We start from the raw sequence: 25177 nt of genomic DNA, 5'->3' as shown, positions 1-25177 counted from the left end.
CGGGGCCGGGTCAGCGGCCCCCGCCGAGTTCGGCGACGCCGCGGCGCACCGCGGCGATCATGTGCTCCACCTGCGCGTCGGTGAGGTGGTCGTAGATGGGCAGCTGGATCTGGTGCTCGAAGTAGGTCTTCTCGGCGACCGGGCACTCCCCGTAGCGATGTCCGAGCGCCCGGAACTCCGGGAGCAGATGGATCGGGAAGTACCGGATGACGATCTCGATCCCCTCCTTTTCCTGCAGATGGCGGATGAAGTCGTCCTTCGGGGCGCCGACGACCTCGGGGTCGTAGAAGCACGTGTAGAGGTGGTAGACGTGGTGGGCGTAGGGCTTCTCGGACTGGACGCCGATGCCCCGGATCCCGTTGAGCCCGTCGTCGAGCCGGTGCGCGATCTCCCGGCGCCGCTCGTTGAGCCGGTCGAGCTTGCCGAGCTGGACGACGCCGAGCGCGGCGGACAGCTCGCTCATCCGGAAGTTGTTGCCGACGAGGTAGCGGCCGCCGGCGTAGTCGTGGGTGTACGACCGGAGCACGTGCGCGTCCTTGTAGTAGGCGGGCTGCGCGTGCGGGCCGATGCGCTGGTCGTCGCGCTCGACCATCTCGCCGTAGTTGTGGATGGTGCCGAGCGCGCGCGCCATCTCGGCGTAGCGGTCGTGGCGGGTGACGAACGCGCCGCCCTCGCCGGTGGTCATGTTCTTCAGCGAGTGGAAGCTGAAGCAGCCGATGTCGCCGATGGTCCCGAGGGCGCGGCCCTTGTAGGTGGCGCCGGCGGCGTGCGCGCAGTCCTCGACGACGGTGAGGCCGTGCCGCTGGGCGATCTCCATGACCGGGTCCATGTCGACGGCCTGGCCGCCGAAGTGCACGACCCAGATGGACCTGGTCTTCTCGGTGACGAGCGGCTCGATCGTCGTCGGGTCGATGTTGAGGGTGTCGGGGTCGACGTCGGCGAACTTGACGACGACGCCGCGCGCCTGCAGCGGCCACGTCGTCACCCAGAACGTCTGCGGGGTGGTGATGACCTCGTCGCCCGGCTGCAGTTCGAGCACCTGGGCGGCGAGGAACAGGGCGGTCGTGCACGAGCTGGTCGCCTGGGCGTGCGGTGAGCCGAGCCGCTCGGCGAGCAGCCGCTCGAACTCCTTGCCGCGCGGACCCATGGCCAGCGTGTCCTGCCGCAGCGCCTCGCCGACGGCCTTGATCTCCTCGTCGCCCAGCCGGTTCGAGATGCCGCTGTAAGGCACCACGTACGTCATGGCACTTCTCCCTTGGTCCGTGATCGACATTCCTGTGCTCGTCATTGGTCTGACCGGCGCGCGGCCTCCCATGCGGGACCGCGCACGGTCCGCGCCAATGCGTCGCCGGAGCCCGGCGACCCGCGGAACACGGCGGCATCGACCGGCGAAGGTAAATCTCGTTTGAAGGTATGACGGGGCGCGGCCTACCGGAAAGCTCATCGGTGCGGCCCGTGCTCCGATGTTAATTGAACTCAGATCCCGAGCGGTATCGACGTCAGGGAAGAAGATGGTAACCCGCCGACGGCGCGCATCGCCAAAACAGTGCGTTAGGTAAAGCCTTGATATTGAATTCGACGGTCCAAGGGAAATATCACCCGATGTCGCGCGGGATCGGAGCAAGAGGGAAAAGGCCGGGCGAGCCACGCGCGGCATGGCCGCACCGCGCGCGGGTACGGTGACGGCGACGGCGGTGCGCACCGGCGCCCGCCGCGGCGCGCACCGGACCGTCGCGCGGCCGTTCCGGCCGCGTTCGTGCCGGTCAGAGCCGTGATCACGACAACATGTGGATGGTGGCGAGGTGGCGGGACGGATGCGGGAGGCACCCTGGTGACCGGCGCATCCGGCCGGCGGACGGCCCTGGTGACCGGCGCGTCACGCGGACTCGGCGGCGCGATCTCGGCGGCGCTGGCCCGCGACGGCGCCCACGTCGCGATCAATTACCGGCGCGATCACGCCGCGGCCGAGGCGCTGCGCGCGCGAATAACCGAGGCCGGTGGACGTGCCGAACTGTTCCGTGCCGACATCACCGACGAGGCCGCGGTGGAGGAATTGTACGACCACATCGTGGCCGAGTTCGGAAGTCTCGACATTCTGGTGCTGAACGCCACCGGACCGCAGCCGGACCTGCCCGTCGAGGAACTGCGCTGGCGCGATGTCCTCGATCAACTCGAATTCTTCGTCAAGAGCCCGCTGCTGCTCGTCCGCCGGGCCGTGCCGGGCATGCGGGAGCGCGGGTTCGGCCGCATCGTGCAGATCGGGTCCGACGTCGTCGCGCTCGGCCCGGCCCGCTCCAGCGCCTACGTGGCCGCGAAGTCCGCCCAGGCCGGCCTGACCCGCAGCTGGGCCCGCGAGCTCGGCCCGCACGGGATCACCGTCAACACCGTCGCGCCCGGCTGGATCCCGACCGACCGGCACGACGGCATCGGCCCCGACGCCCGCGACGCGTACACCGCGAGCGTCCCGCTCGGCCGCTTCGGCGTCCCGGCCGACATCGGGGAGGCCGTCGCGTTCCTCGCCTCCGACCGCGCCGCGTTCATCACCGGCCAGACCCTGACCGTCAACGGCGGGATGGTCTTCGTCTAGGACCCGGTGGCGGGCGGGGCGGTCAGGCGGGCCTCGGCGCACTTGCGGAAGGCGGCCACCAGGCCCGAGCGGTCGTCCGCGCGGGTCGCCAGCACGACATGGCTCGGGTCGACCCCCTCCAGGGGGATCATGACGAGGTCGGGACGCGGCGCGCGGCCGGGGACATGGGCGGTGATCGCGACGGCCTGGCCCGCGGCGACGAGCTCGAACTTGTCCTCCAGGTCGTCCATGACGGGCCCGTCGGGCGCCGGACGGCCGCCGGGCCGCGGTTCGAGCCGCCAGAAGGCGCTCCAGGCCGGGTCGGCGCCGGGGACCCGGGGCAGCGGCTCGTCGGCGATGTCGTCGGCGGTCACCGACTCCCGGCCGGCCAGGCGGTGGTCGGCGGACACCACGACGGCGCGGGGCTCGTCGTAGAGGATCGTCACGCGCAGCTGGTCGGTGGCGAGCGGCAGCCGGGTCACGAGGGCGTCCACGCGGTGGTCGAGCAGCGCCCGCCGCGGCTCCTTCCAGTCGAGGTGCACGACCCGCACATCGGCGTCGGGGTGCAGGCGCCGCAGCTCGCGCACCGCCGGGGTGACGATGATGCCGCTGGTGTACCCGATCGTGACGCGCCCGGGCCGCGCCGCGGCGCGGGTGCGCGCGACCGCCTTGGCGGACGAGCGCAGCAGCGACCTGGCGAGCGGCAGGAAGACCTCCCCGGCCTCGGTCAGGCGGGTGCCCTGTGGCGTGCGGTCGAACAGCCGGGCGCCGAGCAGCCGTTCGAGCTGCCGGATCTGGCGGCTGAGCGACGGCTGGGTGATGTGCAGGGCCTCGGCGGCGCGGCCGAAGTGCCGGTGGTCGGCGACGGCGGTGAAGTACCGCACCGGCCGCAGGTCGAGGTCCACCGGGGGCTGCGGCGAATCGGACATACCGCCAGCGTATCCGGGAGCGGCGGTGACTTCAGGCCGATCATGCCCTTGACGTGTGGTTATGCCTGAAACGTATCGCCGGTTTCGAAACAGGCTTTGGACATGGCACATTCGCGGCGCGCAGAGTGGGGATACCGGCCGGGCACCGTCCCGGTGCCCGCATCGAGCCGGTTCCTGCATCGGGCCGGTTCCGCATCGGGCCGGTTTCTGCATCGTTGCGTTCAAGGAGTAGGCCATGCGCGTTTTCGTCACGGGTGCGACCGGATTCGTCGGGAGCGCCGTCGTCCGCGAGCTGCTGGACGCGGGTCACCAGGTGACCGGGCTCGCCCGCTCGGACGCGTCGGCGGCGTCGCTGGAGGCGGCCGGAGCCGGCGTCCACCGCGGCGACCTGGACGACCCCGACGGGCTGGGCCGCGCGGCGGCCGCGGCCGACGGGGTCGTCCACACCGCGTTCCACCACGACTTCGCCGACTTCGAGGCCGCCGTCGCGAAGGAGCGCCGCGCGATCGCGGCGATCGGCGACGCCCTCGCCGGATCCGGCAGGCCGTTCGTCATGACCTCCGGGACCGGCGGGGTCGCCCCCGGCCGCGTCGCGACGGAGGACAGCGTGCCCGACCCGGATTCGTTCGCGGCCGTCCGGTACGCGGCGGAGAAGGACGCGCTCGCGCTCGCCGCGCGCGACGTCCGGGTGTCGGCGGTCCGGCTGCCGTCGTCGGTGCACGGCGAGGGCGATCGCGGCTTCGTCCACTGGCTGATCGGCGCCGCCCGTGACAAGGGCGTCTCGGCCTACCCGGGCGACGGCGCGAACCGCTGGGCCGCCGTGCACCGCCTCGACGCCGCCCGCCTGTACCGGCTGGCCCTGGAGTCGGCGCCGGCGGGAGCGGTCCTGCACGGCGTCGTCGAGGAGGGCGTCCCGGTCCGGGACATCGCCGAGGTCATCGGCCGGAAGCTGGAGCTGCCGGTCACGTCGCTGCCGCCGGAGGACGCCGTCGGGCACTTCGGCTTCGTCGGCGGGGTCTTCGCCATGGACATCCCGGCGTCGAGCGCCCGCACCCGGAAGGAACTGGACTGGCACCCCACCCGGCAGGGCCTCATCGCGGACCTCGAAGAGGGCCACTACTTCGGCGCCTAGCCGGACGCGGGCAGGTCATCACCCGCCCGGGCAGATCGTGCGGCCGGGGCGTCCCCCGTGTGGGGGACGCCCCGGTCGCTGGCGGAGGGGGCGGCGATATCGCTTCCCAGAGGGACGCGCCATGGGCGCCCGGAGAGCGACCATTCATGGTGTGCGGCGGAGTGCTCGCCCGGCGCACGACCCGGGGTTCCCCGGAGACAGGGCCGACTGCCCCGTTCACCTGTCTCCGGGGAGCCGCCCATCGGCCCGTCCCGGCGCGGGCCGTCCGACCCGCCCGGTTCCGCGGTTGGACGGGCCGATGGGCACCCTCACCGGGCGCTCACCCGTCGCTCCACACGGGTTCGCGCCCGGCGGCGAACGCCTTCGGACCCTCGACCGCGTCGCGGCCGCGCAGCCGCCGCTCCTCCCACACGTACCGGGTGCGGAAGGCCTGCTCCAGCGGCATGTCGACCGAGGTGAGCGCCGCCTCCTTGATCGCCCGGACCGACAGCGGCGCGGCGCGGACCAGGTCGGCGGTCCACTCGGCGACGCACGCGTCGAGCCGCTCGGCCTCGACGACCTCGTTGACCAGGCCGTACCGCTCGGCCGTCCGCGCGCTCATCCGGCGCCCGGTCAGCAGGTGCCCCATCGCGATCTTGAGGGGCAGCTGCCGGGCCAGCCGGAACGCGCCGCCGGCGCCGGGCACGAGCCCGAGCGTCGCCTCCGGCAGCCCGAACACCGACCGGTCGGAGCAGACGATGATGTCGCAGGCCAGCGCCAGTTCGAAGCCGCCGCCGAGCGCGTAGCCGTCCACCCGCGCGAGCACGGGCTTGGAGAGCGTGAAGCGCTCGGTGAGCCGCGGCCAGCCCGGCTGCCCGCGGCTGCCGAACGTCGTCGGCTCCGCCCCTCCGGCGTTCAGCGCGGCCCGCTCCTTCAGGTCCTGCCCGACCGAGAAGGCCCGCCCTCCCGCACCGGTCAGCACCGCGACCCGCACGGCGCGGTCGGCTTCGACGTCGTCCCAGACCTCGGCGAGCTCGCGGTGCGTCGCCGAGTCCATCGCGTTCAGCACCTCGGGCCGGTCGAGGGTGACGAAGGCGACGCCGTCCTTCTTGTCGTAGCGGACGCGGGGGCCGGTCACGCGCCCGCCCCCGACGTGCTGCGGCGCAGCGCCCGGTCGCAGGCGGCCAGGTGCGCGCCGAGCGCCTCCTCGAAGCTCGTGGAGACCGCGTCGTCCATCAGCCGCCGCCGGATGGCGAGCTCGCGGCCCGGCAGCCCGGCGGCGGCCCGGGCCACCCGCGCGAGCGCCTCGGCCGGGTCGTCGGCCGTCTCGTTCAGCAGGCCGAGCGCGACGGCCTCCGCCGCCTCGATCGCGCGGCCGAGGAGCACCGTGCGCCGCGTCGCGGCGATGCCCGCCTGCCGGACGAGCCGGTAGATCGCCATGCCGGGCCACGCGCCGCCGGCGGTCACCGGCACCAGCAGCCGCGTGTCCGGGGACGCGACCCGCACGTCGGTCGCGAGCAGCACGTCGAGCGCGGTGCCGCCGACGTCGCCGGCGGCGACCCCGACGGTGGCGGCGTCCAGCCGCTCGAAGCGGCGCACCGCGCGCTCCCAGCGGGTCGCGAGCGCCAGGTCCGGCACCGTCCAGGGCAGGGCGGGCGCGCCGGAGAGCGCGACGGTCACCGGGGCCTCCAGGCCGAGCGACTCCACGCGGTCGCACAGGTCCGCGAGCCGCCGGACGGTCTCCTTCGACAACGGCTCGGCGCCGTCGATGCGCAGGTCGTACTCCGGGACGCTCACCACTGCACCAGCGCCGTCTCGAGGGTGGAGCCGGGCCCCATGGTCATCAGCACGCCGAAGTCGCCGGGCATGGCCGTCCCCTCGTCGAGAAGCCGTTCGTAGGAGAAGAGGAAGGAACCGCTGGACAGGTTCCCGTAGTCGCGCAGCACCCCGGTGGTGTGCCGGACGTCGTGGCGGCTGAGGCCGAGGTTGACGACCACCGCGTCGATGACCTTCTTGCCGCCCGAGTGCACGAGCCAGTGCGCGATGTCGCTGCGCAGCAGGCCCGTTCCGGACAGCAGCCGGTCGACGACGATCTCCGCGTGCGCCCCGACGACGTAGGGGATCTGCGGATCGAGGAAGAAGCTGAACCTGTTCTGCTCCCGGTCCCAGTCGTAGCGCATGGCGTCCACGGCCTCGGGGATGATGCAGCTGGCGAAGCGCAGCAGCCGCGGGCCCGGCAGACCGCGGCCCCCTCCCCCGTCCGGACCGCCCCTGTCCGGGCCGTCCCCGTCCGGCCCGCCCGCGACCAGCGCGACCGCGGCGGCGCCGTCCCCGAACAGGCTGTTGACGACGGCGGTCCGCATCGTGCCGTCGACGGTGTAGGCCGACGAGCACGCCTCCGCGCAGAGCACGACGGCGAGGTCGCCCGGGTTCGCGACCGCCCATCCCGACACGACGTTGAGGGCGTTGAGGCCGGCGTTGCAGCCCATGCCGACGACGTCCGACCGGCTGCAGTGCCGGTCGATGCCGAGCTCCCGGATGATGAGGGCGCTGAGCCCCGGGGTCAGGAACCCGGTGGTGGTGACGCAGCACAGGTGGCGCAGGTCGGCGAGGGTGCGGCCGCTGCGTTCCAGGCAGGCGAGCAGGGCGCGCGCGCCCATCTCCACCGCGTGCTCCTTGTGCTTGTCCAGCAGGTCGCCCTGCGACTCGGAGCGGCGCGCGCCGTTCTCGTCCAGCGGCGGCAACACCAGGTGGCGGCGCTCGATCGCGCTGTTGAGGAAGACCGAGCGGACCTTCGGGTCGTCGATCCCGAGGGCCTCCAGCACCTGCGGCTGGGAGTAGGAGGTGGCGGGAACGGCCGTCCCGACACCGATGATCATCGCGCGGTCGGCGGGCGCGAGCGCCCCGGGTAAGTCGAGCGGGCGGGTGAGCTCTACGGTCATCGGAACGTCCATCCCCACATGCGGCGCTTGCTGCGGATCATTTGTTTGACTCCTCTGCGGGACATCTACCGATCTCCTTGCTCGGCTCGGACGAAGCGGGACAGCCGTTCGACGCCCACCTCGATGTCACGGTCGCTGAGATAGCTGACGGAGAGCCTGATGGTGCGCTCGCCTCCTCCTTCCGGGTAGAAGTACGACATCGGCGTCCAGATGACGCCGAACTCCTCGGCCGACCGCGCCAGCGCGGCATTGTCGGCGAGGAACGGAACGTGCATGGACAGGAAGAATCCGCCGGTCGGGGCGTTCCACTCGACGCCGAGCCGCTCCCGCTCCGCGGGCGGGAAGCACTGCTCCAGCCGGTCCAGCGTGGCGCGCAGCGCGTTGCCGTAGTAGGCGGACGTCCGCCGGTTGAGGTCCGCGACGCGCCCGTCCGCCCCGAGGATCGCCCCCGCGACGACGGCCTGGCTGAGCGCCGCGGTGTTCACCGTGACCATGCTCTTGATGCGGGTGAGCTCGCCGGCGAGCAGCCCGGTGGCGCCGGCGTCGTCCACGACCACCTGGTCGGCGACGGCGAACCCCACGCGCGCGCCGGGGAAGACCGTCTTGGAGAACGAGCCGAGGTAGACCACCCGGCGGTCCTCGTCCATGCTCTTCAGCGTCGGCACCTGCTCGCCCAGGCTCACCAGCCGGTACGGGCTGTCCTCCAAGATGAGCAGGTCCTCGCGGGCGGCCAGGTCCAGCAGCGCGCGGCGCTCGCCCGCGGGCATCGTGACGCCGGACGGGTTGGAGTGGTCCGGGATCACGTACAGCGCCCTGACCCGGCCGCCGCGCGCCTCGACCTCGCGGACCTTCGCCTCGACGTCGCGGTGCGACAGCCCGGTCGGCCGTTCGGCCACGGGCACCACCTCGATGTCGAGGAGGAGGGCCGCCCCCGTGATGCCGACGTAGCAGGGGCTGGACACGAGCAGCACGTCGCGAGGCCCGGAGAACAGTGCCCGCAGCGTCAGCAGCATGGCCTCCTGGCAGCCGACGGTCACCACGACGGACTCGGGTGCGACGTCGATGCCCTCGTCCTTGCGCAGCGCGTCGGCCACGATCCCGCGGATGCGCCCGGCCGTCGGCCCGTACTGGAACAGCGCGTCGCGGATCGCCGCGGGACTCTCCCCGCCCTCGGCCAGGTGGTCGATGTAGCGGTTCAGGTGGCCGGTGATCTGGTCCGTGTCGAAGAACCCGTCGTAGGGGCGGCCCGGCGCGAACGACACCGCGTCGGGATAGCGCGCGGCGATCTCGTTGAGGAAGTTCATCGTGTCCATGACGGGGTCGGCCACGGACGAGTGCAGGGTGCTCTTGTGCAGGTCCGCTCCTTGCGCGGCGGGCGCGGGCGCACGGCGTTCCGCGGCGGCGTCCGGTCCGGACGGCGCCGAGAGGAGGCTCGCCGGGACGGCGGACACCGAGGCGGTCCCGGTCAGCACCATCGCGTCGGCGAGCTCGTCGGCCAGGAGCCGGAACGCCCGGGTCAGTGCGGCCTCACCCCCGGCCGCGAGGGCGTGCAGCACGGGACGGCCGATCAGAACGGCCTGCGCCCCGAGGGCCAGCGCGGCCAGGACGTCGGTGCCCCGGCGGACGCCGCCGTCCATGAGCACCGGGCACGCGCCGCCGACGGCGGCGACGACCTCCGGCAGGGCGGTGAGGGCGGCGGGGGCGCCGTCGAGCTGGCGGCCGCCGTGGTTGGAGACGATCACGCCGTCGACGCCCGCGGCGACGGCACGGCCCGCGTCCTCGCCGGTCAGCACGCCCTTGACCAGGATCGGCAGATCGGTGGCCGCGCGCATCCGCCCGACCACGCTCCAGTCGAGCGCGGGTTCGAACTCGGCCCGGGCGTGCTCGGCGGGCACCGCGTAGCCGGCGCCGCCGTGGCCGTCCGGGTCGAGGTTGGCGGGGGCGAGGCCGTCCGGCAGGCGGAAGCCGTTGCGCAGGTCGCGCAGCCGCCGGCCCAGCCGGGGCGCGTCGACGGTGAGCACGAGGGCCTCGAACCCGGCCCGCTCGGCACGTTCCACCATGCGCAGCGTCGCGGCGCGGTCGCGCAGGCAGTAGACCTGGAGCCACAGCGGCGCCGACGCCTCGGCGGCCAGGTCGGCGAACGTCCGCGAGGCGAAGGTGCTGACGACGACCGGGAGCCCGGCGGCGCCGGCGGCCCGGACGGTGGCGAGCTCCCCCTCGGGGTCGGCGAGCGCCTGGTAGGCCATCGGGGCGACCGCGACCGGCGCGGCCCAGGCCCGGCCGAGGATCTTGGTCGCCAGTTCCGGTTCGGCGACGCCGGTGAGCACGGCGGGCCGGAGCCGGACGGCGTCGAACGCCGCGGTGTTCGCGGCGAGGGTGCGCTCGTCGCCGGCGCCCCCTGCCAGGAAGTCCCAGACGGCGGGGTCGAGGCGCTGCCGGGCCAGCCGCGAGAACTGCTCCAGCGAGAACGCCGCGGCCTCCTGTTCGCGTTCGGTACGGGACATGTGCAACCACCTTAGGAAGAGAGGTTCGCCAAACCATCTTCTGTTGTCGCCCGCTGCTCGACAATCGCACTGCCGTACTGTCCAATTGACAACCCTCGACAGCGTCGCGAGAAAGCGGTTACCCTTCGGTGGCCCTCGTGGCCCAACGGTAGAGGCAGACCACTTAAAATGGTCGAGATATCGGTTCGAATCCGATCGGGGGTACGGTCCAATCGCCGTACCGGGCGCGCCCGCCGGGCTTCAGGACGGCTCTTCGCGTTCGAGGCGGTGCGCAAAGTCCGCCCAGATTCTGCTGCACTTCCTGGCAAGTTCGGCCACCGTGCCGCCGCAGTACGGCGGCACGCCCTCGATAATTCTGGGCAAGTTCTCGGATTCCTCTGAATGCGCTCTGAGGAGGCCGAGCAGAGCCCTGCCGTCGGCGGAATTACGCAGTTCCGGCCCGGCGTGCAGGTGCCGCACGGTGGGCCGCGGCGCAGCGACGGCTCGGGCCGCTCGGCGAACAGCGCGGCGGCGGCCCGCCGCTTCTCGCGGGCGTCCAGCGGGCGGACCCGGCCATCGCGCCCGATCCGGGTCCGCCGCCCCGGTGCCGGCCGCCATCAGACCTGTCTGGCCTGGTCGGAGAAGCGCTGGCGCTCGATCGCCTCGTACAGCGCCTTGATGTTGTTGCCGCCGAAGGTGCGGGCGCCGCGCCGGTCGATCAGCTCGTAGAACAGGGTGCGCCGGGGGTGCTCGGACTCGGTGAAGATCTGCAGCATGATCCCCCAGCGGTCGCGGTCGGCGAGAATGCTCAGCTCGCGCAGCGTCTCCAGGGGGACGTCCAGCGCGCCGAGGCGCCCGGGCAGCGCGTCGTAGTAGCCGGACGGCGTCGTCAGGAAGCGCACCCCGCCGGCCGTGCTCTCCCGGACCGAGGCGGCGATGTCGGCGGTCAGGAACGCCAGGTGCTGCACGCCCGCGCCGTCGTGCGCGGCGACGAACTCGTCGATCTGGCCGGGGCTGAGCGTGGTGTCGGGTTCGAGGATGGTGAGGGTGACCTGCCCGGTCGGGTTCTCCACGACCTTCGAGTCCATCGCCTGCGCGCCGACGAGGATGCGCTCCTCGAAGATCTGGTCGAAGCCGAACACGTCCTGGTAGCGGCGGACGGCCTCGTCCAGCTCGCCGGCGGGCACGCACACGGCGATGTGGTCGACGGCCAGCAGGCCGCCGGTGGCGGCGGGCGGGTCGGCGAACTCGGTGACGGCCCCGGGCGCGAAGCCCGCGTCCGGCGAGCGCCGCGAGGTGAAGCGGTGCTCCACGTCGCCGAACCCGTAGACGGACGCGAAGGTGACCTGGCCGTCGTCGGGGCCGAGGACGTCGGGCGGTGCGACGGGCAGCGCGCCGCGCTCGACCGCCTCGGCGAACGCCGCCTGCGCGTCGGGCACGGCCAGCGCGATCACGGCGACGCCGTCGCCGTGCCTGGCCACGTACTCGGCGGCGCGGTGCCCCTCGCCCAGGGCCGAGGTCACCAGCAGCGTGATCTCCCCCTGGCGCAGCAGCAGCGACCGGCACCCGGCGAGGCCGGTCTCCGGTCCGCCGCGCCCGCGCAGGGCGAAGCCGTAGGCGTCGCAGAGGCGCGCCGCCGTCCGCTCGGCGTCCTCGACGAATAACTCGATGTGGTCGATCGACTGGATCTCCATGTCCTGCCTCCCAGGAAGCCGCGAACGCCCCCGGCGCATTCGCACCGTCGCCCGCCCGATAGGGACGGGATCGATGTAACCGTCGGCCGGACACGCCGTCCAACCGCCGGTCCCCGCAGTTGAACGGCGCGCGGTCACCCCGCCTCGCCGCGCGGCCCGGCGCCGTCCCGGGGCCGTCCCGGGGCGGCGGCTCCGCGCGTTGTCGAGCGGCCGCATCCGGCCGTCGCGTCCGATCCGCGTCTCCTCCTCTCCCGGTTCACCGACAACCTCTCGAAAGTCTCCGAACGAGACCCCCTGGTGCGGTGAGGACGTCAGCGCGCGGCCGCCGACGCCTCCCGGCGGAAGGCGGCCAGGTGGTCGGCCAGCAGTTCCAGGCCCGCGGCGAGCGCGCCGGGCTCGCCTCCGAACCCGACCCTGACGTGCCGCGGGGCGCCGAAGCACGAGCCCGGGATCACCAGGACACCGCGGCGCTGGAACAGCTCCTCGCAGAACGGGCCGGTGTCCTCCAGGCCCTCCAGCCGGGGGAACGCGGAGACGCCGCCCCGCGGGCGCACGAGCGTGACCAGGTCGGCGTGCTCGTCCGCCCAACGCGTCAGCAGCTCGCGGCCCCGGCGCGCCTCCGCGAGCCGCGGCCCGATGAAGCTCTCCGCGTGCTCCAGCACCCCGAGCGCGAGCAGCTCGACGAGCGGCGACACGTGCAGGGTCGTGTAGTCGCGGATCCGCACGCACGCGGCGAGCAGGTCGGGCGGCCCGAGGCACCAGCCGAAGCGGAGCCCGGGCAGCCCGAACGCCTTGGAGAACGTCCCGAAGCCCACCGCCCGGTCGTAGAGCGTCGACGCGTCGGGCAGCGGCTCGCCGTCGTGCACGAGGTCGGCGAACGCCGCGTCCCACAGGACGTACGCGCCCACGCCCGCGGCGATGTCGAGCAGCCTCCGCTGGCCGGCCGCCGTGACCGTGGTGCCGGTCGGGTTCTGCGGGAAGTTGACGATGATCGCCCGGGTGCGCTCGGTGACCAGTGCGGCCAGCTCGTCCAGCGCCGGCCGCCAGCCCGTGTCCGGGCGCAGCCGCCACGTCCGGACGGCGCAGCCGAGCCCGGCCGCGAACTCCACCAGCAGGTGGTAGCCCGGCTCGACGACGACGACCTCGTCGCCGGGCCGCAGCAGCGCCATCAGCACCAGCGAGAGCGCCTCGCCCGACCCGCAGGTCGTCATCACCCGGTCGGGGTCGTCGCCCCACCGCCGCGCGATGGCGGCGCGGACGGCGGGCGTGCCGAGCGAGTAGCCGTCGTCGAAGACGAGCCCGTCCAGGTCGTCCTGGGTCACCCCGGTCATCCGGCGCAGCTCTCCCATGGAGTACGAGCGCACACCGCTGGAGCTGATGTCGATCTCGCTGTTGAAGTACCGGTCGCGCAGCCAGTCCTCCAGCGGCGCGGATCGCAGTCTCATCCGGGGCACGCTCCGCTCGTCCGTCCGGCGGGACGCGGCCGGTGCCCGTCTCGGCGAAAGCGCCGTTCCTCACTCATGTGCCCCTCCATCGGGTCATCGCGCCGACCCGGCCGACGCGCCCTCCGCCCGATCACCGCGGCGGCTCTCAGATCCCCGCCTTGATCAGCCTCGCGTCCCGCACCGCGCGGGACTTGCGCAGGTCCGCGGTGAGGTTCACGCGCTTCAGCCAGCGGTCGGTCCCGTCGTGGCGCGCCTTGAACGGCTTGCGCCCGTGGACGACCCGGTAGTTGTCGAGGAAGCAGAAGTCGCCGGCCTCCAGGCGCATGTCGAACATCTGCGCGTCCATGGCCGCGACGAACGCGGCCAACGCCTCCTCGGCCTCCCGGTCGCCGTCCGGGACGACCATGAAGTACGGATCGGCCCTCATGTAGGGACGGTCCGCGTCACCGAACAGGACGGCCACGCGTTCGGGCTCGCGCTGCATGCGCTCGATGCCGTCGAAGGCCTCCTCGCCGGGGACGGAGTTGTTCTTGGCGAGGTGGGACTCGTCGGGCCGGATGCCGAACCGCTCCTGGAAGAGCACCTCGCGCACGTGCGCGGGCAGGTCGAGCGACTCCGCGTACCCGACGGTCGTGGCGGCGCCGTAGGGGTTGCGCAGGCATGCGAACGACAGGAAGTCACCGCGGAGCGGGTGGAAGGCGTCCTCGGTATGCCAGGTCAGCAGCGCCTCGCTGCTCGAACCGAGCTGCTCGTTCTCGTGCCCCTTGATGGGGATGACGTCGTGGATCAGCCGCCCGTCCTGCTGGGTGGCCCAGCTGAACGGGTCGGCGAGCAGCGACCCGTACATGACGAGCAGCAGCTCCTCGCGCCGCGCGGGCGAGACCTTCGGCCGGTCCCGCCAGTGCGCCGGCGTGGGGCCGATCCGCTCCTCGTCGACCTGGTAGCCCGAGATGCAGAGCACGCCCGACAGGTGCTCCAGCCGGAACGCGTTCAGGTAGAGGCGGACGCGGGCGGGTAAGCGGTGCGCGTGCACCGTGGCGCGGTGCAGCGCCTCGTCGCTCTCCAGGTCCCCGAAGTCGTCCTCGATCTCGTCCAGCAGATCGTTCACCTGGCGCAGTTCCGCCTCGTTGATCTCCAGCCTGTCCATGCAGATCTTCCCTCCGTGCTCGGCGATCGAATGACCGCAATTCGCCAGCGAGATCTTCTCTCCGGCCCGGTTGAGAGGCCCCCGCCCCGGCACGCCGTCTCAGGCATGCGGGAACGCGGTTCCTCCGACATCGACATCCGCACAAAAACTCATGACTTGCCGTGTGCTCTGCGCTGCCGCGAACGTGGTTCGCGCTTCCGGACCGGACGAAGGCCCGCCATTGCGGAAGACATCGCCAGTCACGGTAGGAGTTTCACTCCGGTTGAGCTTTCTGCCGCTCGGTCCGGCCGGCCCCCTCCCTTTCACCCCGGAACTCCGGGTGCCTCGCCAGAAAGGATCACACGCGGTTAGGAAACCGACAAGGGCTCGTTACGGGGCACCGTTCTCGCTCCAGCGAGGCTCCATCGGGCCGCCGAATTCACGGGGACGTGCGCCGGCCGGGACACGACCGATCGCCACCCGCCGGCGGTGACGCGCCGGAGCCGCGGGCCGCGGCGGCGCGCCTCGATCCGGTCCGCCGCTCAGCGCCGGTCGGGGATCTCCGCCTCCAGGAACCGCACCAGCCGCGCCACGCCCTCGTCGATCTCGTCCTCGCACAGGCCCGCCGCCGACAACCGCAGCACCCGACCGCCGTCCTCGCCCCCGGGCGGCGACGACCAGACGACGCCGAAGTCCCGTGCGGCACGGTCCCGTGCCAGGGCGTCCACCCGGAAGGGGAGCCGCACCGTCAGCGACGCCCCGCTGCACGGCAGGCTCCACCGCACCCCGAGCCGGGCGGGCACCCGCCGCTGGACGCTCTGGAGCAGCAGCCGTGTGGCGGCCGCCTCGGCGCGCCTGTCGCCGGGTGACGCGGCCCGGCCGGAGCGGGGCGGCCCGAACGAGATCGTCCAGGGGTGGCGCGGCGCGGTCCCGCCGGGCGCGGGCCCGGCTGCCGCCGGACGTGTCGCCGACCGGTCCGTCATGTCCCGCTCGCCTCGACGGCCAGGGGCGGCAGGGGGTCTCCGCCGGCCTCCCGTCCGGCAAGCACGGTCCATCTCCTGGCCCGCAGCTCGCGGACCAGCGCCGGGGCCGACTCCGCCCGCACCGACACCTCGACGAGACCGGCCTGCTGGCCCGGCAGATTCTCGATCATCATGTCCTCGATGTTGATCTCGGCGGCCTCGACGGCCTGGACGAGCAGCGCCAGCTCGCCGAGCCGGTCGGGGACCAGCACCGGCACCACGGTGTAGCGGTCGGCGTGCGCGCCCCGCTTGCCGGGGACCCGGGCCCGGCCCGCGGCGCCCCTCGCGAGCACCTCGGCGACGCCCGCGGCGGCGTCGCCGCGCAACGCCGCAGCGATCCGGGCGAGGTCGCGCACCACGGCGTCCAGGACGTCGGCGACCGGACGCGCGTTCGCGGCGAGGACGTCCGGGCGCGGTTCGGGATCTCCGGCCGCGACGACGGCGTGCACGTTCCGGCCTGCGAGGTCGAGGAAGGACTGCGGGGCGTCGGCGAACCGCGCCGCCAGGACCGACGCCACCACCTGCGGCGCGTAGCGCACCAGGGCCGTCGCCCTGTCGTGTTCGGCAGCGTCCATGACGACGGGGAAAGCGCCGCAGGACCGCACCAGCGCCGAGGCCGCCGCGACGGCGTCCGCGGCGGTCTCCGGCCCGGTGCACAGGACCCAGGCCCGGCCGAGGAACAGGCCGGTGTGCGCGTCCAGTGTGCGCAGCCGCCGGTGCTCGGTCATCGGATGGCCGCCGACGTACACCGACATGTCGCACCCGAGCCGGGCCGCCTCGGCGGCGGGCCCCTGCTTGGCCCCGGCGGTGTCGGTGTAGTGGCGGGCGAGGCCGCGCCGCTGCGCTTCCAGCAGCGTGCGCGGGACGGCGGCCGACGGGACGGCCAGCACCGCGAGGTCGGCGGGCCTCCCGGGCGGGTCGGGCAGCGCCGTCCCCGCCCCCTTGCGGACGGCCGCCGCGACCGCCGCCGAGTCGCGGTCGGCGAGCAGCACCTCGGCCCCCTGCGCGCTCAGGGTCAGCGCGACCGACGTGCCCACGGCGCCGGCGCCGACGACCACGACCCGGTGCTCCCGCGCCCAGTCGGTCATCGGTTCAACCGAGCCGTTCCCGCAGTTGGACGGCCGCCGGTTCCGGCTTCGCGGCGAACCGCCCGGCCTTCGTGATCACGTCGTCGCCGTACAGGCGCAGCGCCTGTGCCAGCGCGAACTCGGCGGCGTAGGCGCGCAGGACGTCCGGCGGCTCCTCGGCGAGGTTCAGCATCGCCCGGTTGGCCGACACCGCCTCGCCGTCCAGCCGTTCGAGGGCGCGCTCGACCGCGGCGTCCATCTCCTCCCGCTCGACCACCTCGTCCACCAGCAGCCGGGCCTCGGGCTCGGCGGCCCAGATCCGCCGGCCGCCGAGGATCACCTGCCGGGACGTGCGCGGCCCGGTGAACCGGGTGAGCCGCAGGTTCGCCACGCCCGGGACGATGCCCTCCTTGGCGGCGGGCAGGCTCAGGTAGGCGCCGGCCTCGATGATCACGTGGTCGAAGGCCAGCAGGAGCTGGGTCCCGCCGCCGATGGCGAAGCCGTCGACGGCCGCCGCCCACGGCTTGGCGACCAGCGGCGAGTGCCAGCGCTCCGGACCGGCGTCCTCGATCCGCACCCCGCGGATGATCTTGTGGATGTAGCCCAGCTCGCGCCGGAGCAGGAACCCGACCAGCGGGATCCCGCCCGCCCCGAGGGCCTTGAGGTTGATGCCGGCGCTGAACACCCGCCGCCCCCGGTAGCGTGGGTGGCTCATCTCGCCGCCGCGGACGAGCCCGACCCGGACGTCCGGGTCGAGCAGCGCGAGGTCCACCGCGGTCTCCATGTCGTCGACCTGGCGCTCGTCCTCGGCGTTCAGCCGGTCGTCGCGGCACATGGTCAGCCGCGCGGTGCCGCCGCGCCGCTCGATCCGCACCGCCTCCATCTCGGCCGCGCCGGTCCGGAGGAAGTCCGGCAGCATCGCGAGCGCGCGGGGGGTCGGCGCGAGCATCGAGTCGAGCAGGTGCGGCCCGGCCACCGGCGAGCGCAGCACGGCTCGCAGGAAGATGCCCTGGTCGATCTCCCGCCCTTCCTTGGCGGCCTGCGGCAGGCGGCGTTCGGCCTCGATCTGAGCGCCCGTCGGGACGAGCCCGGGGAACTCCTCGGCCGCCGTCTCGACCAGTTCGGCGATGCGGGGACGCCGGGACCGCCCCGCGGTGAGCCGGTCGTAGACGCCGTCGGCGTGCACCTCGAGGAAGCGCGTCCGCAGCGACCTGAGCTCCGCGTGCACCGCCGCCGCCTCGGCTCGCTGCGCGGCCGTGCGGTCCTGGGGCGCGGGCAGGGCGGCCAGCCGCTTCTCCCCGAGCTCCGCGCCGTCGGAGAGTACGGTGCTCGCGCTCGGTAACGCGTCCGGAATGTCGATGGTCACGGAGCCTCCCCGGCTGCAGGCGTCGGCGGCGTCAAAGTAAGCGGGCTCGCCGGAGACCGTCAATGGCGCCGTTCAACTGCTGCAGTGCCCGTGAGGACGAAAGGCGGACGGCATGGAATCGCCACCGGAAACGGCGATTTCCGGCGGCTCCTTTCCCTTGTCCGAAAAGGAAGGCCGCGGCGAGCCGCCGCCCGTGGCAGCGGTCCGCCGCGACCGGCGCGGCACGCGGGACCCCGCGTCAGGTGCCGTCGATGCCCCTCTCGCCGGCGGCCTGGACGGCGGCCTGCTCCTGGAGGCGCCGCTCGGCCTCGAGGTGCGCGTCCACGATCGTCTTGACGACCTCGTCCGGGTCGTCGGTGAGGTGGATCAGGTCCAGGTCCTCGGGGGAGATCTTGCCGGACGGCAGCATCGTGGCGCGCACCCAGTCGATCAGCCCGCCCCAGAACTCCGTGCCGACCAGCACGATCGGGAACCGGGTGATCTTCTTGGTCTGGACGAGGGTGATCGCCTCGAACAGCTCGTCCAGCGTCCCGAAGCCGCCGGGCAGCACCACGAACGCCTGGCTGTACTTCACGAACATCGTCTTGCGGACGAAGAAGTAGCGGAACTCCAGCCCGATGTCGATGTGGTCGTTCAGCTTCTGCTCGAACGGCAGCTCGATGCCGAGGCCCACCGACAGGCCGCCGTTCTCGTCGCAGCCCTTGTTGGCCGCCTCCATGATCCCCGGACCGCCGCCGGTGATCACCGCGTAGCCGGCCGCGTGCAGCCGGGCGCCGATGTCCACGGCCATCTCGTACTCGTCCGACCCCGGCTTGGTGCGGGCGCTGCCGAAGACGCTGACCGCCTTCGGCAGCTCGGCGAGCAGCCCGAAGCCCTCGACGAACTCCGCCTGGATCCGCAGCACCCGCCACGGGTCGGCGTGCACCCAGTCGACCGGGCCGCGGCTGTCCAGCAGCCGCTGGTCGGTGGTGGTCTGCGGGACTGCGCGTCCGCGCAGCGTGGCCGGCCCCTGCCGGCGCGTCCGGGGGTTCGCTTCGCGTGTCATGGACCCACGGTAGTGCGGCGCAACGACCGTCAGCCGCCGATTTCGGATCGGCTCGGCGGCGGCACGGTTACGGGCGGTGCGTCGGGGGCCGCCACCGGACGGCCGGGGACGAGCAGCAGCCCCACCAGCGCCCCGGCCAGCGCGATCCCCGCGGCGGCGAGCATGCCCGCCTGGAACCCGTCGGTGAGCGCGTCCACCGGGATCCGCGCGGAGGAGTGCTTCGTGGCGGCCGTCGACACCGCCACCACCACGGCCAGCCCGAGCGCGCCGCCGACCTGCTGCGTCGTGTTGATCAACCCGGACGCGAGCCCGGACTCCCCCGCCGAGGCCCCGGCGGTGGCCGCGATCGTGACGGACACGAAGACCAGCCCGCCGCCGAGACCCATCACGATCGCCGGGCCGAGGACGTCCGCCGCGTAGTGGCCGGTGGCGGACATCCCCGCGAACCACGCCAGCCCGGCGGCGACGGCGGCGAGCCCGGCGGCCAGCGGCACCCGGGCGCCGAACCTGGTGATCAGTCGCGACCCGGCGCCGGCGCCGAACGCCATGGTGACCGCGACGGGCAGCTGCCCGAGCCCCGCCCGGATCGGCCCGTAGCCCTTCACCTGCTGCAGGTAGAGCGTCATCACGTAGAACATCGGGAAGATCGCCATCGTGGCGAGGACGGCCGCGAGGTTGCCGCCGCGCAGGGACCGTCCCCGGAAGATCCCGAGCGGGACGAGCGGGTGCCGCACCCGCGCCTCGACCGCGACGAACGCCGCGAGCAGCACCGCGGCGCCGGCGCCCCGCAGGTAGGTCGCCGTGGAGTCCCAGCCGGCGTTGTTGGCGTCGACGAGCGTGTAGACCAGCAGCGCGAGCCCGCCGGTGACCGCGGCGGCGCCGAGCAGGTCGAACCCCCGCACCTCCTGGTCGCGGGCCTCGGGCAGCAGCACGGGCGCGAGCCCGATCGCGACGGCGCCGATCGGCACGTTGACGAACAGCACCGCCTCCCAGCCGAACCAGTCGGTGAGCAGCCCGCCGAGGATCGCCCCGGCCGCGCCGCCCGCGCCCGCGACCGCGCCGAACAGGCCGAGCGCCCGGTTGCGCTCCGGGCCGTCGGAGAACAGCGTCATGATCAGCGAGAGCGCGGCGGGGGCGACCAGCGCCGCCCCGAGGCCCTGCACCGCCCGCGCGCCGACGAGGGCGCCCGCCGTGGGGGCGAGCCCGCCCGCCAGCGAGGCGGCGGTGAACAGCGCGAGCCCGGCGACGAACATCCGGCGCCGTCCGGCGAGGTCGGCGACCCGCCCGCCGAACAGCAGGAACCCGCCGAAGGTCAGCGTGTAGGCGTTGCCGACCCAGGACAGGTCGGCCTGGTCGAAGTGCAGGTCGCGGCCGATGGACGGCAGCGCGACGTTGACGATCGAGGCGTCCAGCACCAGGACGAACTGGACGGTGACGAGCAGGGCGAGGGCGAGCCCCCGCTGCCGGGCGGCCATGCGCGGCTCCTAGGTGGAAGTCGAATTCCGGTTCCGCTTGCAGCCTCGGACGATACGGAAGCTCGATTCCGTTTGTCAATCCGTGGTTGACTGGAGGGGATGACCGCCGCCCCGTCAAGTCACCGGCCGCTCCGGGCCGACGCGCGCCGCAACCGGCGCCGCGTCCTGGACGCCGCGCGCGCCGCCTTCGAGGAGAGCGGCAACGACGCCCAGATGGAGGACATCGCGAAACGGGCGGGCGTCGGCGTCGGCACGATCTACCGCCACTTCCCGACGAAGCAGGCCCTGGTCGACGAGCTGACCGCCGAGTGGATGGCCGACGGCGCCGCCAAGGCCGCCGACGCCCTGGCCGAGCCCGACCCCTGGGACGGGGTCGTCCTGTTCGTCCGGCGCAGCGCGGACATCATGGTCCGCAACCGCGGCCTACGCGAGGTCTTCGGCGACGTCGGGAAGCTCTTCGAAGAGGACGCGCCCGTCCAGAACAACGACCTGCAGGTCAAGGTGGCCGCGCTGCTCGCCCGCGCGCACACGGCCGGCGTCCTGCGCCCGGACGTCGGCGTCAACGAGTTCCGCGCCCTCATGTGCGGCCTCGCCATGGCCGTCACCAACACCCCGCCCGGCACCCAACAGCTCTACGCCGACGTCATCCTCAAGGGCCTGCGAACCCCGTCCTGACCACAGCGAGCGTGTCGCGCGCGCCCCTGGGCGACGGACAGCGTGCCGACACCGCGAGCACACCGGCCGAAATCCCACCCTGTCGGCCCGAGCCTCAGCCACCACGCGGGCAGGCCCGCAGAGCGAGTACCAGCGGACGACACCGCGAGCACGCTGGTCGAACTCCCACCCCGGGCGTCCGAACCTCAGCCACCATGCGGGCAGGCCCGCAGAGCGAGCGCCAGCGGACCGACACCCCGAGCACACCAGTCGAACTCCCACCCCGGGGGCCCGAGCCTCAGCCACCACGCGGGCAGGCCCGCGGAGCGAGTGCAGCGAGCGCAGCGGGCATGCCCGACGGCTGGCGGGCTGTTTCACGCGGAGCTCTAGCGGAGCGGGAAACAGCCCGCCAGCCGTGACGGGGGTTCCAGGGGGTCGTCCCCCTGGGTCAAGACAGCCAGGCGCGCATCCGCCGCTCGCAGTCGGCGATCAGCGGCATCTCGACGTACTCGTCCTTGGTGTGGGCGAGGGTGGGTTCACCGGGGCCGTAGTTGACGGCCGGGACGCCGAGTTCGGAGAAGCGCGCCACGTCCGTCCAGCCGAGCTTGGCGCGGACCTCGGTGCCGCCGGACGCGACGGACGACACGAACGCGGCGGCGGCCGGGTGGGTGAGGCCGGGACGGGCGGCGGACGCGGCGTCGGTCACCTTCACGTCGAAGCCGTCGAACACCTCGCGCAGGTACGCCTCCGCCTCGGCGACGGACTTGTCGGGTGCGAACCGGTAGTTGACGGTGACGACGCATTCGTCCGGGATGACGTTTCCGGCGACGCCGCCCTGGATGAACACGGCGTTGAGTCCTTCGTGGTACTCCAGGCCGTCCACGACGGGACGGGTGGGCTCGTACGCGCGCAGGACGTCGAGGATCCGCCCGGCCGTGTGGATGGCGTTGGACCCCATCCAGGCGCGTGCGCTGTGCGCCCTCTCGCCCTTCGCCGTGACGTCGACGCGCATGGTGCCCTGGCATCCGCCCTCAATGTGCGCGCCCGTCGGCTCCATCAGGACGGCGAAGTCGCCCGCGAGCAGTTCGGGACGGGTCGCCGCGAGCCGCCGCAGCCCGTTGCGATCCGCCTCGATCTCCTCGCACTCGTAGAACACGAAGGTGATGTCGCGGGTGGGCTCGGTGACGGTCGCGGCCAGGCGCAGCGCGACCGCGACGCCGCTCTTCATGTCGGTCGTCCCGCAGCCGTACAGGCGGTCGCCCTCCATGCGCGACGGCAGGTTGCCGTTCAGTGGCACGGTGTCGAGGTGCCCGGCCAGCACGACCCGTTCGGCGCGCCCCAGGTCCGTGCGGGCGATCACGTTGTTCCCGTCGCGCTCCACCGCGAGGTGCGGAAGCGCGCGCAGCGCCTCCTCGACGGCGTCCGCCAACGGCCCCTCCGCACCGCTCACCGACTCGATGTCGACGATCGCCGCCGTCAGGTCCGCCACGTCCGAGAACAGATCAAGCCGCATGGACAGCAAGCGTACGCGGCTTATGATCGCGGGCGTGGAGATGCCTGTGCTCGAGTGCGCCGTCCACTGGGCGGTCCCCGCGGACGAAGCGCATATGCGCGACCTTCTGGACGGCGGTGAGCGCGAACGCTACGAGCGGTTCATGCGCGCCGAGGACAAGGCCAGGTTCGTCACCGGACGGTTCCTGGCCCGCACCGTCCTGGCGGAGGCGACCGGCCTGGCGCCGCGCGACATCCGCTTCACCACGGACTGCCCGCACTGCGGCGGCGCCCACGGCAAGCCGCGCCTCCCCGGCTCCGACCTGGACTTCTCGCTCTCGCACTCGGCGGAGCGGGTCGTCCTCGTCCTCACCGACGGCCCGGAGGTCGGCGTCGACGTGGAGCGGGAGAGCGACCGGGACGTCGACCGGCTCGGCGAGATGGTCCTCAGCGTCCCCGAACGGGACGTCCTCATGGCACTCCCCCCGGACCAGCGCAAACGCGGCTTCCATGCCTACTGGTGCCGCAAGGAGGCGCTGCTCAAGGCCACCGGCCACGGCCTGGCGGCGCCCATGACGGCGATCCACGTGTCCGGCCCCGACGAGCCCGCCGAGGTGCTGTCCTGGGACGACGACAAGGCGGTCTCCCCCGTCCGCCTCGCCGACCTCACCCCGGGCCCGGGCTATGCCGCGGCCCTGGCCGTCCTCACCGCCCGCCCCCTCAAGATCACCGAAACCCCGATCGGCTGACCGGCGTCAGGTGTTGATGCCGTGGTCGCGCAGGATGTCGTTCAGGGCCGCCTTGTCGTGCCGCCGACCCGGGTCCAGGCGCTTCAGGATCAGGACCGCCGGGAGGCCGAACGTCCCGCCCTTGAACTCCTTGTAGCGGGTGCCGCCGACCGCGACGCACCAGTCCGGGATGCGGCCCCGGCTGATCTCCTCGCCCGTCTCCACGTCGATGACCGGCATGGACGCCGACAGGTTCGTCCCGGAGCCGACCACGGCCCCCTTCCCGACCCGCGCGCCCTCCACGATCATCGAGCGGCTGCCGATCATGGCCTCGTCCTCGACCACGACGGGCTTGGCGTTCGGCGGCTCCAGCACGCCGCCGATCCCGACGCCGCCCGAAAGGTGGACGTTCTTGCCGATCTGCGCGCATGACCCCACGGTCGCCCACGTGTCGACCATCGTCCCGGAGTCGACGTAGGCGCCGAAGTTGGTGAACGACGGCATCAGCACCACGCCCGGGGCCAGGTAGGCGCCCCAGCGGGCGATCGCGCCGGGCACCACCCGCACGCCGTCGAACCGGCTCTTCAGCGGGATGCGGTCGTGGTACTGGAAGTCGCCGACCTGCGAACGCACCATCCCGAGGACCTTGAAGCTCAGCAGGATCGACCGCTTCGCGCGCTCGTCCACGACGACCTCGTCGGTCGCGGGGTCGATCCGGGCGACGCGCGCCTCCCCCGCGTCGAGCTGGTCCACGGCGGCCACGATCGCCGCGCGCGCGTCGGCGTCGTCCGGGCCGAGCTCGGCGCGCCGCTCCCACAGCTCGTCGATGACCTGGGAAATCGGGCTGGTGAACGTTTCCGTCATGGTCCTTGAGCTTACTGGTGGCCGGTTCCCGGTACCTTCTTCGCGTGGCTGTTTGGTCGAGGTTGAGGACGCGCCCCGAACAGGGTCCGGGCGGCGGCGGGCGCCGCCGGCGGCGCTGGCCGTTCGTCGTGGCCGCGCTCGTCCTCGTGCTGGGCGTGGGCGGCTACATCGCGTTCGACCGCGCGCGCCCCTACCTGCACGGGTCGGGCTGCGAGGTCGCCGTGGGCAAGTCCAAGATGCCGCTGGACCTCGACCAGGCCGCGAACGCCTCGACGATCTCGGCCGTGGCGTTCCGCAAGCAGCTCCCCGAACGCGCCGCGGTGATCGCGTACGCGACGGCGATCCAGGAGTCGCACATCCGCAACCTGCCCAGCGGCGACCGCGACTCCGTCGGGATGTTCCAGCAGCGCCCCTCCCAGGGCTGGGGCACCCCCGCCAAGCTGCGCGATCCCGTCCAGTCCACCAGCAAGTTCTTCGACGCCTTGGTGAAGGTCAAGGACTACCTCGACCGCGACGTACACGACGCCGCCCAGCGCGTCCAGCACAGCGCCGACGGCCGCGCCTACGCCCAGCACGAGCCGGACGGCAAGCTCCTCGCTCAGGTCTTCACCGGCCGCCAGCCCGCCGGGGCCCGCTGCTGGTACCCGCCGGACAAGCAGACCAAGTCCCGCCGCCCCGACGCGATCCGCGAGATGCGCCGCGCCTTCGGCCCCCGCCTCCAGGTGGACGGCCCGGGCCCGCTCACCGCCGGCGCCCCGTCCCGTCCGGACTCCTGGAACGGCGTCAAGGTCACCAACGCCCGCGCCGGCTGGGCCGTCGCCGCCTGGGCCGTCACCCACGCCCAGGTCTACGGCCTCAAGGAGGTCCGCTACGCGGGCCTCCACTGGCGGTCCGACGCCGGCCACGACGGCTGGACAACGGACAAGAACGCCTCCAGCGCCCACGTCATCATCCACTGATCCTTTTCCGGGCCAATTCCGGCCAAAATAGGACGGAACCGAACGGGCGCGCGACCACTTCGCCTGTTCAGCCCGAAAGGTCCCACCGCCCATAGTTATCCACAGGTGACTTACCTGATGGACAGGCGGAATCGGCGGTCTCTACGCTTCATCTTGCTCGTTGTCACGGGGTGTGTCGTCGTATCGGGCGGATGGGGATTTTCGCCGGTA

At 73.1% G+C, this 25177-nt stretch carries 21 protein-coding genes and 1 tRNA gene; 6 read left to right on the top strand and 16 right to left on the bottom strand.

Going from position 1 to position 25177, the window contains the following annotated elements:
* Positions 1–10 precede the first annotated feature (10 nt).
* Positions 11–1243, bottom strand: a complete 1233-nt coding sequence (locus amrb99_RS42155; RefSeq protein WP_190867212.1) for a DegT/DnrJ/EryC1/StrS family aminotransferase — start codon at positions 1241–1243, stop codon at positions 11–13.
* A gap of 588 nt (positions 1244–1831) precedes the next feature.
* Between amrb99_RS42155 and amrb99_RS42150 the strand changes: the two genes are divergently transcribed.
* Positions 1832–2587, top strand: coding sequence for an SDR family oxidoreductase (locus tag amrb99_RS42150; RefSeq protein ID WP_190867210.1), 756 nt, complete (start codon positions 1832–1834; stop codon positions 2585–2587).
* On the opposite strand, the gene amrb99_RS42145 is transcribed toward amrb99_RS42150, so the two are convergent.
* Positions 2584–3495 (bottom strand): LysR substrate-binding domain-containing protein, encoded by a 912-nt coding sequence (locus amrb99_RS42145; RefSeq protein ID WP_190867208.1) that lies wholly within the window; start codon positions 3493–3495, stop codon positions 2584–2586. The genes amrb99_RS42150 and amrb99_RS42145 overlap by 4 nt on opposite strands.
* 235 nt (positions 3496–3730) lie before the next feature.
* Between amrb99_RS42145 and amrb99_RS42140 the strand changes: the two genes are divergently transcribed.
* Positions 3731–4627, top strand: coding sequence for an SDR family oxidoreductase (locus amrb99_RS42140; RefSeq protein ID WP_190867206.1), 897 nt, complete (start codon positions 3731–3733; stop codon positions 4625–4627).
* Positions 4628–4946: 319 nt separating this feature from the next.
* On the opposite strand, the gene dpgD is transcribed toward amrb99_RS42140, so the two are convergent.
* From dpgD to amrb99_RS42120, 4 genes are all read right to left on the bottom strand, one after another.
* Positions 4947–5744, bottom strand: coding sequence for an enoyl-CoA-hydratase DpgD (gene dpgD, locus amrb99_RS42135; RefSeq protein WP_190867204.1), 798 nt, complete (start codon positions 5742–5744; stop codon positions 4947–4949).
* Complete coding sequence (gene dpgB / locus amrb99_RS42130) at positions 5741–6403, bottom strand: enoyl-CoA-hydratase DpgB (RefSeq protein ID WP_190867202.1); 663 nt, start codon at positions 6401–6403, stop codon at positions 5741–5743. The genes dpgD and dpgB overlap by 4 nt, the downstream gene beginning before the upstream one ends.
* Entirely contained in the window at positions 6400–7548 is a 1149-nt protein-coding gene (gene dpgA / locus amrb99_RS42125) for a 3,5-dihydroxyphenylacetyl-CoA synthase DpgA (RefSeq protein ID WP_190867200.1), read from the bottom strand. Before dpgA ends, dpgB begins: the two co-directional genes overlap by 4 nt.
* 65 nt (positions 7549–7613) lie before the next feature.
* Complete coding sequence (locus amrb99_RS42120) at positions 7614–10052, bottom strand: aminotransferase class I/II-fold pyridoxal phosphate-dependent enzyme (protein WP_190867198.1); 2439 nt, start codon at positions 10050–10052, stop codon at positions 7614–7616.
* A gap of 131 nt (positions 10053–10183) precedes the next feature.
* Between amrb99_RS42120 and amrb99_RS42115 the strand changes: the two genes are divergently transcribed.
* A tRNA-Leu gene (locus tag amrb99_RS42115) sits at positions 10184–10256 on the top strand.
* Positions 10257–10648: 392 nt separating this feature from the next.
* Here amrb99_RS42115 and hppD read toward each other — a convergent pair.
* The 8 genes from hppD to amrb99_RS42075 form a co-directional block, all read right to left on the bottom strand.
* Positions 10649–11725: a 4-hydroxyphenylpyruvate dioxygenase gene (gene hppD / locus amrb99_RS42110; protein ID WP_190867196.1), complete on the bottom strand. Its 1077-nt coding sequence runs from the start codon at positions 11723–11725 to the stop codon at positions 10649–10651.
* Between the two features lie 311 nt (positions 11726–12036).
* On the bottom strand, positions 12037–13170 hold the full coding sequence (vioD, locus tag amrb99_RS42105; protein ID WP_190867194.1) for a capreomycidine synthase: 1134 nt from the start codon (positions 13168–13170) through the stop codon (positions 12037–12039).
* A gap of 145 nt (positions 13171–13315) precedes the next feature.
* Positions 13316–14317 carry a guanitoxin biosynthesis L-enduracididine beta-hydroxylase GntD gene (gene gntD / locus amrb99_RS42100; protein ID WP_190867192.1) on the bottom strand — a complete coding sequence of 334 codons (1002 nt, stop codon included), beginning with the start codon at positions 14315–14317 and terminating at the stop codon, positions 13316–13318.
* Between the two features lie 521 nt (positions 14318–14838).
* Entirely contained in the window at positions 14839–15279 is a 441-nt protein-coding gene (locus amrb99_RS42095) for a hypothetical protein (RefSeq protein ID WP_190867191.1), read from the bottom strand.
* Positions 15276–16406 (bottom strand): prephenate dehydrogenase, encoded by a 1131-nt coding sequence (locus tag amrb99_RS42090; protein ID WP_190867189.1) that lies wholly within the window; start codon positions 16404–16406, stop codon positions 15276–15278. Before amrb99_RS42090 ends, amrb99_RS42095 begins: the two co-directional genes overlap by 4 nt.
* A gap of 4 nt (positions 16407–16410) precedes the next feature.
* Entirely contained in the window at positions 16411–17751 is a 1341-nt protein-coding gene (dpgC, locus tag amrb99_RS42085) for a (3,5-dihydroxyphenyl)acetyl-CoA 1,2-dioxygenase DpgC (RefSeq protein WP_347257092.1), read from the bottom strand.
* 238 nt (positions 17752–17989) lie between these two features.
* Positions 17990–18796, bottom strand: a complete 807-nt coding sequence (locus amrb99_RS42080) for a TIGR00730 family Rossman fold protein (protein ID WP_190867187.1) — start codon at positions 18794–18796, stop codon at positions 17990–17992.
* 29 nt (positions 18797–18825) lie between these two features.
* Positions 18826–20271 (bottom strand): MFS transporter, encoded by a 1446-nt coding sequence (locus amrb99_RS42075; RefSeq protein ID WP_190867185.1) that lies wholly within the window; start codon positions 20269–20271, stop codon positions 18826–18828.
* Positions 20272–20370: 99 nt separating this feature from the next.
* On the opposite strand from amrb99_RS42075, the gene amrb99_RS42070 reads away from it, so the two are divergent.
* Positions 20371–20946 carry a TetR/AcrR family transcriptional regulator gene (locus tag amrb99_RS42070; RefSeq protein ID WP_190867182.1) on the top strand — a complete coding sequence of 192 codons (576 nt, stop codon included), beginning with the start codon at positions 20371–20373 and terminating at the stop codon, positions 20944–20946.
* Between the two features lie 427 nt (positions 20947–21373).
* On the opposite strand, the gene dapE is transcribed toward amrb99_RS42070, so the two are convergent.
* Positions 21374–22438 (bottom strand): succinyl-diaminopimelate desuccinylase, encoded by a 1065-nt coding sequence (dapE, locus tag amrb99_RS42065; RefSeq protein ID WP_190867180.1) that lies wholly within the window; start codon positions 22436–22438, stop codon positions 21374–21376.
* Positions 22439–22478: 40 nt separating this feature from the next.
* On the opposite strand from dapE, the gene amrb99_RS42060 reads away from it, so the two are divergent.
* A complete protein-coding gene (locus amrb99_RS42060; RefSeq protein ID WP_190867240.1) occupies positions 22479–23165 on the top strand; it encodes a 4'-phosphopantetheinyl transferase superfamily protein in 687 nt (228 codons plus the stop codon).
* 6 nt (positions 23166–23171) lie between these two features.
* Here the strand turns inward: amrb99_RS42060 and amrb99_RS42055 are convergent, their stop codons facing one another.
* Entirely contained in the window at positions 23172–24008 is an 837-nt protein-coding gene (locus amrb99_RS42055) for a 2,3,4,5-tetrahydropyridine-2,6-dicarboxylate N-succinyltransferase (protein ID WP_190867179.1), read from the bottom strand.
* 44 nt (positions 24009–24052) lie between these two features.
* Here amrb99_RS42055 and amrb99_RS42050 point away from each other — a divergent pair, with 44 nt between their 5' ends.
* A complete protein-coding gene (locus amrb99_RS42050) occupies positions 24053–24967 on the top strand; it encodes a hypothetical protein (protein ID WP_347257091.1) in 915 nt (304 codons plus the stop codon).
* The last annotated feature ends 210 nt before the right edge of the window (positions 24968–25177 follow it).

Origin of the sequence: Actinomadura sp. RB99 (assembly GCF_014706005.1) — a bacterium.
GTDB lineage: Bacteria > Actinomycetota > Actinomycetes > Streptosporangiales > Streptosporangiaceae > Spirillospora.
The sequence above is the reverse complement of the archived record's forward strand: the minus strand, read 5'-3'. Positions and strand labels throughout refer to the sequence as shown.

Coding starts and splice junctions, on each gene's coding strand:
- amrb99_RS42120 (WP_190867198.1), bottom strand. CDS start 10,052: ATGTCCCGTACCGAACGCGAACAGGAGGCCGCGGCGTTCTCGCTGGAG.
- dapE (WP_190867180.1), bottom strand. CDS start 22,438: ATGCGGCTTGATCTGTTCTCGGACGTGGCGGACCTGACGGCGGCGATC.
- amrb99_RS42095 (WP_190867191.1), bottom strand. CDS start 15,279: ATGACGGACCGGTCGGCGACACGTCCGGCGGCAGCCGGGCCCGCGCCC.
- hppD (WP_190867196.1), bottom strand. CDS start 11,725: ATGGAGATCCAGTCGATCGACCACATCGAGTTATTCGTCGAGGACGCC.
- amrb99_RS42080 (WP_190867187.1), bottom strand. CDS start 18,796: ATGACACGCGAAGCGAACCCCCGGACGCGCCGGCAGGGGCCGGCCACG.
- amrb99_RS42055 (WP_190867179.1), bottom strand. CDS start 24,008: ATGACGGAAACGTTCACCAGCCCGATTTCCCAGGTCATCGACGAGCTG.
- vioD (WP_190867194.1), bottom strand. CDS start 13,170: ATGAGACTGCGATCCGCGCCGCTGGAGGACTGGCTGCGCGACCGGTAC.
- amrb99_RS42075 (WP_190867185.1), bottom strand. CDS start 20,271: ATGGCCGCCCGGCAGCGGGGGCTCGCCCTCGCCCTGCTCGTCACCGTC.
- amrb99_RS42140 (WP_190867206.1), top strand. CDS start 3,731: ATGCGCGTTTTCGTCACGGGTGCGACCGGATTCGTCGGGAGCGCCGTC.
- gntD (WP_190867192.1), bottom strand. CDS start 14,317: ATGGACAGGCTGGAGATCAACGAGGCGGAACTGCGCCAGGTGAACGAT.
- amrb99_RS42155 (WP_190867212.1), bottom strand. CDS start 1,243: ATGACGTACGTGGTGCCTTACAGCGGCATCTCGAACCGGCTGGGCGAC.
- amrb99_RS42145 (WP_190867208.1), bottom strand. CDS start 3,495: ATGTCCGATTCGCCGCAGCCCCCGGTGGACCTCGACCTGCGGCCGGTG.
- amrb99_RS42060 (WP_190867240.1), top strand. CDS start 22,479: ATGCCTGTGCTCGAGTGCGCCGTCCACTGGGCGGTCCCCGCGGACGAA.
- amrb99_RS42090 (WP_190867189.1), bottom strand. CDS start 16,406: ATGACCGACTGGGCGCGGGAGCACCGGGTCGTGGTCGTCGGCGCCGGC.
- dpgA (WP_190867200.1), bottom strand. CDS start 7,548: ATGACCGTAGAGCTCACCCGCCCGCTCGACTTACCCGGGGCGCTCGCG.
- amrb99_RS42070 (WP_190867182.1), top strand. CDS start 20,371: ATGACCGCCGCCCCGTCAAGTCACCGGCCGCTCCGGGCCGACGCGCGC.